Origin of the sequence: Jidongwangia harbinensis (assembly GCF_020216025.1) — a bacterium.
GTDB lineage: Bacteria > Actinomycetota > Actinomycetes > Mycobacteriales > Micromonosporaceae > Actinoplanes > Actinoplanes harbinensis.
Map to the genome: position 1 here is coordinate 226,447 of NZ_JAIWNC010000009.1, position 10,841 is coordinate 237,287.

A 10,841-nucleotide genomic window follows, 5' to 3' on the forward strand; every position below is an offset into this window, starting at 1 on the left:
AAACCTCGTAGCCTCGCGGTATGCGCACCGTCGAGCTGCTGTTGGACGACGAGCTGGAGGGTGCCGTGCGCGCGGTGTGGAGCCGGCTCATTCAGGCGGGCCTGCCGAGCCTGGCCACCCATCCGCATCCGACGAACCGTCCGCACGTCACACTGGCGGGCGCGGCGGCCGTACCCGAGCTGGATTTCTCCGTGCTGCCCCTGCCGGTCACGCTGGACGGCCTGATCTTCTTCGACGGCCGGCTGGGCATGCTGGTCTGGCGGGTGGTGCCGGACGCGGCCCTGCTCGCCCTGCAGTCCGCGGTCTGGCGGGTGCTGGACGATCCGAACCCGCTGCACGCCCCGGACGTGTGGGTGCCGCACGTGAGCCTGGCCCGGCGGGTCCGCCCGGCCGACCGGGCCCGGGTGACGGACTTCCTGTCGGGACTGCGGGCCCGGCGCGGATGGCTGGTCGCGGCCCGCAGCTACGACACCGAAAGCCGTACCGTCACTCGTCTGTGACGGCCGGCAGTTCCTTCTCCACCGGCTCCAGGTCGGGTACCGGCGCGGGCAGCTCGATCGGACCGGGCCGGTCCTGACCGGGGTCCCGGCCGGATTCCTTCGCCGGCTCGCCGGGTGTCCCATGGCCCGGCGGTGCCGGTGGGCGGACGACCGGCGGCACCACCGCGCCGGCCGCCGGTTCCGAGGGTTGGGGCTCCGGCTCGATGCCCGGCGCCGCCGGCGGGCCGGACACGGCGGCGCTCGGACGGGTCCGCGCGGCGGGTGGTGCGGTGCGCACGACGATCGGGGTACCGGCGGCGCCCGGCAGGATGGTCGCCCCGGCGATCGCGATCGGCACGGGTACGCCGGGCGTCTCGACCATCCGGCTGGGTTCGCTGGCCGGCCCCACCCAGGACGGACCGTAGGTGGCGGCCACCGTGTACGTGGCGCGGTACCCGGCCGGCGCGTGGACGTCGGTGCACCGCGGTCCCGCGGCGGCCGGCACGTTGCAGGCGAGCTGGGCGACCGATCCGAGATGGCGGGTCACCAGGTACCGCTGGGCCGGCCGGTCCGGGGCGATCTCGACGGACGTCCAGGAGATGCGCGGCTGGGTGTGGCGGTACACCCGGGGCTTGGCGACCCGGGGAACCTTCCCGGCGTACACCGTGAAGGTTTCGGGCGGCGACCCGGTCGCCCAGCCGGTCAACCGGCCGACGCCGCCGCCGGCCGCCAGCGCCACCGCGACACCCAGCGCGAGCAGGAGCGGCTGCAGGAACCGGCGCCGCCCCGCCGGCCCGGCGGACCGGCCCCTCACCGGGCGTCCCGGGTGGCGTCGGCGTGCACGGCGAACGTGAAACCGGCCCGCTGGCAGTCGTCCACCACGGTGTTCGGCATGTGCAGGGCGACCGCTCCGGTCTCCCGTTCGGCCCCGGCCCCGATCCGGACCGGCAGGTCACCGGCGTACGCCCGGACGACCAGGTTGGCCGGCACCGGCGCGCAGCCCGGCCGGGTGGTGCTCACCAGGTCGGCGCGGACCGCGGTCACCAGCAGATCGAATCCGTACGGGTTCGTCATGGTCAGGGCGAGCCGGCGTTCGGCACCCGGATACAGGTCGTCCACCGGCGTGGACCGGACGGCGAACGTGTACTGCGCGGCGGTGCCCTGCCGGGCCACGAGCGTCATCGCGTCCTCCGCCGTTTCCCCGGGACGCAGCCCGGTGCCCCAGGCGGCCGCGCCGGCCAGTATCGCGCCGGCGGCCACCGTCCTCTGCCATCGATGCACGGTCACCGGCGGTCAGGTGGCCGCACTGACGCCGGTCGCCCGCACCGGAATCGTGAACGTGGCGCCCTGGCACGCCGAGTCGGAGTTGTTGGTCATCTTCAGCCCGTCCGGCACGGTGAAGACGCCGATCGTGTTCCGCGGTACCTCCCACGCCACCGGCAGCACCTCGGCGGCGATCACCACGCCGGTGGTCCGGCAGCCGCCCGCGCGATGGTCCGGGTCCGCGGACACCGCGCCGTCGCCGGCCACCACCGACGTGATCTTGATGGGGAAGTCGTTCTGGTTGGTGACCTCGACCGTCAGGTTCGTGGTGCCGCCGGGGTAGAGCGGCCGACTGTCGTCCGACCGGCCCTGCAGCTTGAGTTCGATCGCGGTCCCCGCCACGGCGACGCCGGTGCCGGCGCCGTTGAGTCTCCAGTACGCGTAGGCGGCGCCCGCGTTGACCAGCACGGCCGCCGCGGCGGCCAGGCTGAGGACCACCTTGCTGCGGCGGTCCAGCTTCCGCTTCCTCATGTTGCTCGCTTTCGGTTGCGGGTGGTCCGGCGCCGGCAGCGGCGGGACGACGCCGGTGCCCCCGCCTCGCCCCACCACCGTCATCAGGCGGCCGCGCTGACGGCGTCGAGGCGGACGTCGAACGTGAACGGGGCACCCTGGCACTCGTTCGCCGGGTCCGCCTTCATCTGCAGGGGACCGGCCCAGGTGATCGTCGCGATGGCCGGCGCGTCCTCGCTGCCGGCCGGCACGGTCGCGGCCGCCGCCGGTGGCAACGGTGCGGTGTTGACGACGTCGACGTTGTCGCCGGCCACGCAACCGGGCTTCGGCGAACTCAACCGGCTCAGTTCGATCCGGGTGATGCGGACCGGGAACCGGTTCCGGTTCTCCACCGTCAACCTGACCGCGGTCGGGTTGCCCGGGGTCAGGCCGCCCGGCGGCAGCCCGGCGCTGGTCACCTTGAGCGCCACCACCGAACCCGCGCGGGCCTCGGCGTTGCCGGACCCGGTGAGCGTCCACGCCGCCCAGGCGATCCCGGCGGCACCGACCGCGACGGCCGAGGACGCGACAATGGCGGTGGACCGTCTGGTGACTCGGCGCATGCGCGTGTTCCTCCTGCGAAGGCTAGGTGCGCCCCGGGTCCGTCGGGACCACGGCCCGGGGCGCGGGAAAGAGACGCGGCACCGTCCCGGTGGAGGCGGTTCGGTGCCGACACCACATTCCCCGACTTCGAACGGGCCTGAGATCGGGTGTCCGTGCGCCGTTTCGGGCGCATGCATCCGACCTTTGGGTCCGTCCGGGCTAACCCGCGCGGGGTAGACGTAGCACCGGAATGCGCGAGGGATCGATGTGCCGGTGAAGCATCGTTTCTTCACAGAACCGCCCCATCCGGCGCAAACGCGGTGCTACCACTTTCCTGCGGGCCGACCAAATGCGTCGTCGTCAAAGCCTTCGTACGTGGGGGCTCCGCCGACTGGCGGGCCGACGTCACCCCCGTCCGTGACCCTCACGGGCCCCGGTTCTCCGCACCGTCCGGCCGCCGGCGGACCGCCGGGTAAGGGCCAGGACGACACGGCCCGGGCCGGCAGGATTGCACCGGTCCGGGCGAGGCGCGGTCATGTGGAGGACAACCGCGCTTCACCAGAAGAAACGCGGTTGTGGGCGGGGCGGCGATCGGGCGTCCATCTGTGCTCGGACGGAATTCGATCAAGATCGGCCGGACGTCCGGGCGATCCCGTTCAGGTTCGCCCGTTCGTCCGATCAGTTCTTCTCGCTGTTGTACCTCTCGACGCTTTCCTTGAACGCCACCCGCTGGCATTCCTGCTCGTCGTCGTAGGCTTCGTTGGCGCTGGTGTTGTCGCCGTACATCAGCGCCACCGGGTCGCCGCCCACGGTCACCTTGTGGCCCTTGCCCTTCAGGCACTTGGCGGTGTCCCGGAGCCGGTCCACGTAGTCCGGGTTGGTCCGGGCCTCCCGCTCCATCCAGTTCTCCGGGTACAGGTGGTCGCACTTCTTCATGGCGGCCTTGCCCTTGGCGTCGTCCCTGATCCGCGGCTTCAGGCCGCTGTCCTTGGTGGCACCCTCGTCGCGCAGGCACTTCGCCCAGACCTCGACGTACCGCTCGAACTCCTCCTTGCCCTCGTCCGGGCGGACCACCGGGCGCTCCCGCGGCTCGGCCGACGGGGGCGCGGCCGACGTGGGGCTCGCGGTCTGCAGGGTGGCGACGTCCGTGTTCTTCTTCTCGGTCGGCTCGTCCGAGCAGCCGGCCAGCAGGGCCAGCGACAGCACGGTGCCGGCCATCGCGCCGAGGATCTTGATCCGCATGCGGTCACTCTCGAACAGAGTTGTCAGGAACACGTGAGGACGCCGGCTACTTCGAAGGTGTTCGAGATCGGCGTTCCCTCTCCGATATCACCCTTTCGTCCTATATTGCGGTGGACTGACAGCCGAGGAAGGGCGCGATATGGACTACGTCAAGCGCAGACGGTCGGCGGCCCTGGCTGCCGCGACCGTTCTGGCGGTGCTGGCGGGCCTCGGGGTGGCCGGCCAACCGGCGGCGGCCGCGGGCACGGTTTCCGTGGCGGGGAAGGCTGCGGCGGGCGGGCAGGCTGAGGCCGGTGCCCACGTGAAGGCCGAGCAGAAGGCCGAAAAGAAGGCCGAACGGAAGGCCGAACGGAAGGCTGCGGAGAAGGCGGCCAAGAAGGCTCAGAAGAAGGCCGCCAAGGCCGAGAAGAAGGCGGCGAAGAAGGCAGCCAAGAAGGCCGAGAAGGCAGCCAAGAAGGCGGCGGAGAAGGCGGCCAGGAAAGCTGCTAAGGCGGCGGCGAAGGCGGCGAAGGCGGAGAAGAAGGCCGCGCAGCGGTTGACGGCGGCGGCTGCCAAAGCGACCGCTGTCAAGCCCGCGCCCGCCAAGGCGCTGACGTCGAAAGCCGAGCCCGCGGTCGCCGAGCCCGCGGTCCCCGTGGTGTCCGCCCGGAACGGATTCGCGACCTACCTGCGGGCGGAATTCGCGAAGACCTCGATCCGCAACCCCGAGACGACGAACCTGGTCCTGACGATCCAGCGCATGCCGTTGATCTCCACCAGCGACGTCCCCGGCCTCGGCTTCACCGTCGACCTGCCCGACAACATGTGGATCGCCTCGGACGGCGCGGTCAAGACCTGCGCCGGTGACGTCAGCGCCGACGAGGGCAGCGGCCAGATCGTCGTGTCCAACGCCGAGCTGTTCTCCCAGCAGCAGCAGTGCACCATCACCGTCGCCGTGACGTCGCGCCACTCCGGCACGTACACCCTCGACAACAGCTGGGTGACCAACAGCGACGGCGACATCGGGGAAGGCATCACCACCGACACGCTCACCGTCCTGCCCCGCTACCCGAACCTGGTCGGCTGGTTCAAGGACGACGACATCCAGGTCGGCGAGACGTCGAGCCTGAGGCTCAGCCTGTACCGGTGGGACGACAACCTCTCCGTCGGCACGACCGGCGTCGCCTGGCGGCTGACGCTACCGGTGGGCCTGCAGGTCGCGTCGGTCGACGAGAACGAGTGCGGCGGCACCGTCACCGCCCCGGTGGGCGGCCGGCTCATCACCCTCACCGGCGGCACGCTTCCGGCCAACGAGCACCACTGCGAGGTACGGGTGGACGTGCTCGGTGCGGCCGGCGGCGAGTACTCCCTCCTGGACGGCTCACTGAGCCAGCTCGCCAACGTGGAAGCCGGATTCGGTGCCTGCCTCGCGTCGGTGCCGGTCGACTCACCCGCCGCGCAGGCGTCGTGCAACCCGCGCCTCGACGTCGCCAAGCTGGCCCAGACCATCACGTTCGCCCAGCCGGCACCGCGCAAGGTCGGCACCAGCACGCTGGCCGCCACGGCGTCGTCCGGCCTGACCGTGGGCTTCGTCGGCGCTCCCGCCAACGTCTGCACGGTCAGCGGCAACGTGCTGACCGTCCTGACCGAGGGCTCCTGCAAGGTCACCGCCGTCCAGGCCGGCAACGGACAGTACGAAGCGGCCGAACCGGTGGCGCAGGCGGTCGAGATCCTGCCCCGGCCGCCGGCGCCGCCCACGGTCGCCGGCACGCCCGGCGAATCCTCCATCCTGGTGACCTGGACGGCGCCGGCGGAGACGAGCGGAATCACCGACTACGTGGCCACCGCACGATCGGGCGCCATCGAGACGTCCTGCGCCACCACCACACTGAGCTGTGTGGTCGGGGCGGTGGCCGACCGCCCGTACACGTTGACGGTCGTGTCGCGCGGCCCGAACGGCACCTCCTTGGTGACCACCGGCGCCGGCACCGTGACCGCGACGGCGCCGGTGATCCCGCCGGCGCCGCCGGAAACCGATCTGGACCTGACCACCACGGACGGCCCGATCACCCGGGCCGAACCCGGCCAGGACATCACGTTCGTGGGTACCGGCTTCGCGCCGTTCTCCACCGTCCTGATCACCATCTACTCCGAGCCGGTGCTCCTCGGTACGGCGATCACCGACGCGGCCGGCGACTTCCGCAAACTCGTCACCGTGCCGGCGAACCTGGCCGCGGGTGCACACACCGCGGTGGCCCAGGGCGTGGCGCCGGACGGCACCGCGCGGGCGATGGCACTCGACATCACCGTCCAGGCGGACGGCGGGGGCGGCGGCCTGCCGGTCACCGGGCCCGGGGTGGCGACGCTGTTGCTGCTCGGTGTGGGTGCGGTGGTGAGCGGTGGGACGCTGGTGCTGGCCGGACGGCCGCGCCGGCGGGTTCTCGGATAACCGCGTAACGCACGGCGCGCCCCGGCTTTCGGCCGGGGCGCGCTGCGTTGGTGCCACACGTCTGCGGCGCCGTCAGCTCGCGGGGCCGATCCGATCTTGGCGGCGTGCGGGAAATCTCGGAGCGGGGTGGGAGATCTTGGAGCGGGGTGGGAGATCTTGGAGGCGTGGGCAGATCTTGGAGGGCCCGGGCCCCTCTGGGGGCGTTGCGGCTCCAAGGTTCGCCAGCGCCTCCAAGATCTCGACAGGACAAGGGCGCGTATTGGGGCAAAGTCGCGTGGCGGACCCGACCGTGAGTCGGGACAAAGCCGCGTTTCGGGCAGCGTAGGGGTCGCCGACTCGTCGTACCCGCGACCTTCGGCATCCGGGCCGGGTAGCCCGCTAGCACGGAGCCGTTCCCGCTGACCGAAGCCGTGCCGGCTGCCCGAACCGGGCCCGCCGGACGTCCGCCCTTGCGGACAACGGTGGCCGGATTCGGACGTCGCTCATGTCGCGCGCCATGAACCTCATGACCACCCCTGGGATGAAACGCGAAACGTAGTTGGGGCGACCGATTTGTGCCACGGAATTCCGTTCGTGGTGGCCGGCTGTGACGTCGGTTTACAGAAGTATCGGCGGACATCTACTGTCCTCGCATCGATCTGCTGCAACACGGGGGATGGCGTTGTTCGCCGATACACGCATGCGCTCTGTCCGGGTCCTCATTGGACCAATACTGGTATCGGCGTTGACAGCGTCGTCGCTGACCGTCGGCCCGCCCGCCGCGGCCGCACCGGCCGCACCGGCCGCGCTGCCACCCGCGGCCCGCACCGCCCCCGACGAGCGGTCCGCTCTGGCGCTGGCGAAGGCGTCCGACGAGCGGGTCGAGGTCCTCGACGAGCGCACCGAGGTCAGCCAGATGTTCGCCGAGCCGACCGGCCGCCTGACGTACGAGGCGACCGCGGTGCCGCAACGTGTCCGGCGGGGCGGGGACTCGTGGGCGGACGTGGACCTGAACCTGGCGCCCGGTCCCGACGGTGCTCTGCGGCCGCGGGCGTCGGTGTCGGACGTGCGGTTCTCGCCGGACGGATCCGGTCCGCTGGTCACCGCGGTGCGGCACGGTAAGACGTTGACGCTGACCTGGCCGGGGCGGGCGTTGCTGCCGCCGTCGGTGGACCGGGACACCGCGACGTACCCGGAAGTGCTGCCCGGGGTGGACCTGGCCGTGCGGGCCACGCCCACCGGCTTCTCGCACGTGCTCAAGGTGAAGACGGCGGCCGCGGCGGCAAACCCGGAGCTGCGCCGGATCACGTTCGAGCTGGGCGGAGACGCCCGGGTGCAGCGGCTGACCGGCGGCGCGCTCAGCGCGGTGGCCGACGGGGTGCTGGTGGCCAGCGCACCCGCTCCGGCGATGTGGGACTCCCAGGTTCCGCCGGTGGCGGCCCGCGCCGCCGCGCCGCGTGGTGCGCTCGGCGATCCGTCCAGCCCGTCGGCGCCGGGCGACGCCGCCCGGGTGGCCGAGGTGGAGACCGAGGTGACGCCCGCCGGTGATCTGGTGCTCAAGCCGGACGCCGGGATGCTGTCCGGGCAGGCGACGTTCCCGCTGTTCATCGATCCGGCCTGGAGCACCGGCAAGGCCCGCTGGGCGTACGCGACGAACAACAACAGCAACAACACCGACACCTCGGTCGCCCGGGTCGGGCGGGACCCGAACAGCAGCAAGGTGTACCGCTCGTTCTTCGAGTTCGCGACGAAGAAGCTGGCGGCCAAGCACATCGAGTCCGCGTACGTGCAGATGAAGATCGACCACTCGTACACCTGCGAGATGTCGTGGACGCACATGTACCGATCCGGTTCGCTGAGCGCCACGCCGCGCACCAAGTGGTCGACGAAGCTGCTCACCCGGGTGTCGGCCGCGGAGTCGCACGCCAACGAGGGACGCGGCTGCCCGGACTCGCCGCAGAACGACATGTGGGTCAACTTCACCGGCGGCGGGGTCACGTCGATGCTGGCGAACGCCGCGAGCAAGGGCAACGCGACGGTGACGGTCGGCTTCAGTGCCGGCAACGAGGACGGCGAGTACGAGACCGAGAAGAAGCGCTGGAAGAAGTTCCTGCCCGGCAACGCCAAGTTGATCGCCGACGTGGACGCCAAGCCGGGCAAGCCGAACTACGTACAGATCAACGGGGTGGCCTGCACCACGGCCGGGATCCGGATCGGCCTGACCAACCCGTACTTCTCGGCGAACTTCCCGGACGCCGACAAGAGCCAGTCGATCAGCGGCACCTGGGAATGGGGCGAGGTGACCGCGTCGGGCACCGTGGCCCTGAAGACCGCGCCGCCCCGGACGTCGGCCGCGGCGAACAGCAGGGCCACCACGGCGCGGGTGTCCGGTGCGGCCAACGGCAAGAGATATGCGGTACGCGTGCGGGGCACGGATCCCGCGCCGTACAACATTCCGACGGACTTCACCGACTGGTGCTACTTCACCGTCGACACCGCGGTTCCGGACATCACGGTGACGGAACTTTCGAAGCCGGCGGGGCCCGGTAAGCCCGGCGAATACCTGCTGGCGTCGAGGGCCACCGATACCGTCACCTTCCAGTACGGCTGGGAGGAGGTGCCGGAGTTCCAGGTTCCGGCAGGCACGGTGGCGGGCGTGGCGGGAAAGGCAGCGAAGGTGACGGTGACGGCACCGAGCTACGGCATCAACGTCCTCCACGCGCAGGCAATCGACTCCACGAAGAACAAGGGCTACGGCTCCTGGGAGACGAACGTCGGCCGGCCCACGCCCGCCGTGGCCCAGTGGGGGCTGGAGACTTACCCCGGGGTGAGTCAGGACGTCGCGCTGGCCGACAGCGCACCCGCGCTCGGCGGCGATTCGCCGTTGGCGCCGACGAACGTGGGTTGGGCCGGCAACGCGCGCATGGTGGGCGCACAGAGCGCCGCCTTCGGCGGCTCCTCGCATCTCACGACGACAGGTCCGGTTGTGGACACCATGCAGTCGTTCAGCGTGGCTGCGTGGGTACGCCTGGGCACGCTCCCCACGGCGGTCGACATGGTGGCGATGAGCCAGAACGGGGCGCAGATGTCGGGCTTCGTGCTGGGAACTCGCCTGATGGGCTCGCCGGCGACACCGCGGTGGGCGTTCACGATGAGGGACAGCGACCAGGCTGCGACCCCCGCTGCCACTGCATATGCCGCCTCCGCGCTCACCTCCTCCGATGTCGGCCGGTGGACCCATTTGGTCGGCGTCTACGACAAGGCGACGAAGCGGCTCAACCTGTACGTCAACGGCAAACTCGTCACGGAGACGGCCCGTACCGGGGGTCCCTGGGCGGCGAACGGATCACTCGTCGTCGGCCGCGGCCTCGCCAACGGCCAGCCGGCGAACTGGTTCAACGGCAACGTCGTCGACGCCCAGGTGTTCGACCGGGTACTCGTCGGCCACGACTTCACCGGTCAACTCGCGTCGGAGGAAACCTCGGAGGGCGCTGATCTGGCAGGAGCTTTCGAGCCGGTCCAGGTGGGCTCCTGGAACTTCAACCAGGCGGTGTCATGTGAAAACCCCATGATCGAATTCACCTGCGAAGCGATGGACAGCAGCACGTGGGGGCGTCGCTTGCAGCTGAGCCCGGGCGTCGCCATCGGGGGCAGCAGCACTCACGGATTGGGCGCCTGGCTCGACGATACGCACGACGTCGATCCCGGGCACCCGCTCTACGGCACGACAACCCGGGAGTACGCGATATCGCAGCACAACGCTGCCCCACCAGCCGAGTCGGCCCAATGGCAAGACGCGCCAGTGCTGCGAACCGACCGGTCCTTCACTGTGTCGACCTGGGTGCACGTCGACTCGATTGGCCGGACGATGACCGCGATCGCGCCGAAGGGCAACAAACAGTCACCGTTCTATCTCGGGACACGGCAGACGACGGTCAACGGAGCGACCGGTACCCACTTCGTAGCCATGACGGTTAGCGTCGATCAGGACCTCGGAGAGACCTACAGCGCTCTGATCGCGCCCACTCCGCTCGACATCGACGATGAGGGTTCCTGGTCCCTCCTGACGCTGGTCCACGACGCCGAAGCCAAGTCGCTCACCCTCTACGTGAACGGCAAGCGAGCGGCTCCGCCGAAGACCGGAGTCAGCATGTGGAATGCGAGCGGTCCCCTCCTCATCGGTGGTGCCTGGTACTCGGGTGACAACAACGCCGGGAACATGACCGACCGTTGGTTCGGGGGAATCGACGAGGTGCTCGTCTATCAGGGCGCCTTGACGGCCCCGCGCGTTTCGATGCTGTACGACGAGCAGGCGCCGCCCGAAGTGGACTGACCCGTCTCCCTCCTCACCCTTCCCG

At 70.7% G+C, this 10,841-nt stretch carries 8 protein-coding genes; 3 read left to right on the top strand and 5 right to left on the bottom strand.

Translation table 11 applies throughout. The annotated features are described in order from the left end of the window. Positions 1–20: 20 nt before the first annotated feature. The gene (locus LDL48_RS14680) at positions 21–500 is read left to right on the top strand and encodes a 2'-5' RNA ligase family protein (protein WP_225255655.1); all 480 of its coding nucleotides are present in this window, start codon (positions 21–23) and stop codon (positions 498–500) included. Here LDL48_RS14680 and LDL48_RS14685 read toward each other — a convergent pair. The 5 genes from LDL48_RS14685 to LDL48_RS14705 all read right to left on the bottom strand — a co-directional run bounded on the left by LDL48_RS14685 (position 487) and on the right by LDL48_RS14705 (position 4,076). Beyond that, a complete protein-coding gene (locus LDL48_RS14685; RefSeq protein ID WP_225255656.1) occupies positions 487–1,293 on the bottom strand; it encodes a hypothetical protein in 807 nt (268 codons plus the stop codon). The genes LDL48_RS14680 and LDL48_RS14685 overlap by 14 nt on opposite strands. After that, positions 1,290–1,766 carry a hypothetical protein gene (locus LDL48_RS14690; protein WP_225255657.1) on the bottom strand — a complete coding sequence of 159 codons (477 nt, stop codon included), beginning with the start codon at positions 1,764–1,766 and terminating at the stop codon, positions 1,290–1,292. Before LDL48_RS14690 ends, LDL48_RS14685 begins: the two co-directional genes overlap by 4 nt. 6 nt (positions 1,767–1,772) lie before the next feature. Next, complete coding sequence (locus tag LDL48_RS14695) at positions 1,773–2,273, bottom strand: hypothetical protein (protein ID WP_225255658.1); 501 nt, start codon at positions 2,271–2,273, stop codon at positions 1,773–1,775. A gap of 83 nt (positions 2,274–2,356) precedes the next feature. Beyond that, positions 2,357–2,854: a hypothetical protein gene (locus LDL48_RS14700; RefSeq protein ID WP_225255659.1), complete on the bottom strand. Its 498-nt coding sequence runs from the start codon at positions 2,852–2,854 to the stop codon at positions 2,357–2,359. A 658-nt stretch (positions 2,855–3,512) separates the two neighbouring features. Then, positions 3,513–4,076, bottom strand: a complete 564-nt coding sequence (locus tag LDL48_RS14705; protein WP_225255660.1) for a hypothetical protein — start codon at positions 4,074–4,076, stop codon at positions 3,513–3,515. Between the two features lie 139 nt (positions 4,077–4,215). On the opposite strand from LDL48_RS14705, the gene LDL48_RS14710 reads away from it, so the two are divergent. Further along, positions 4,216–6,504, top strand: a complete 2,289-nt coding sequence (locus LDL48_RS14710) for a DUF7933 domain-containing protein (RefSeq protein ID WP_225255661.1) — start codon at positions 4,216–4,218, stop codon at positions 6,502–6,504. 655 nt (positions 6,505–7,159) lie between these two features. Next, positions 7,160–10,816, top strand: coding sequence for a LamG domain-containing protein (locus LDL48_RS14715; RefSeq protein ID WP_225255662.1), 3,657 nt, complete (start codon positions 7,160–7,162; stop codon positions 10,814–10,816). The last annotated feature ends 25 nt before the right edge of the window (positions 10,817–10,841 follow it).

What these genes read in the sequence shown, in the direction of transcription:
- LDL48_RS14680 (WP_225255655.1), top strand. Translation starts at nt 21, where the DNA reads ATGCGCACCGTCGAGCTGCTGTTGGACGACGAGCTGGAGGGTGCCGTG.
- LDL48_RS14695 (WP_225255658.1), bottom strand. Translation starts at nt 2,273, where the DNA reads ATGAGGAAGCGGAAGCTGGACCGCCGCAGCAAGGTGGTCCTCAGCCTG.
- LDL48_RS14700 (WP_225255659.1), bottom strand. Translation starts at nt 2,854, where the DNA reads ATGCGCCGAGTCACCAGACGGTCCACCGCCATTGTCGCGTCCTCGGCC.
- LDL48_RS14705 (WP_225255660.1), bottom strand. Translation starts at nt 4,076, where the DNA reads ATGCGGATCAAGATCCTCGGCGCGATGGCCGGCACCGTGCTGTCGCTG.
- LDL48_RS14710 (WP_225255661.1), top strand. Translation starts at nt 4,216, where the DNA reads ATGGACTACGTCAAGCGCAGACGGTCGGCGGCCCTGGCTGCCGCGACC.
- LDL48_RS14715 (WP_225255662.1), top strand. Translation starts at nt 7,160, where the DNA reads ATGGCGTTGTTCGCCGATACACGCATGCGCTCTGTCCGGGTCCTCATT.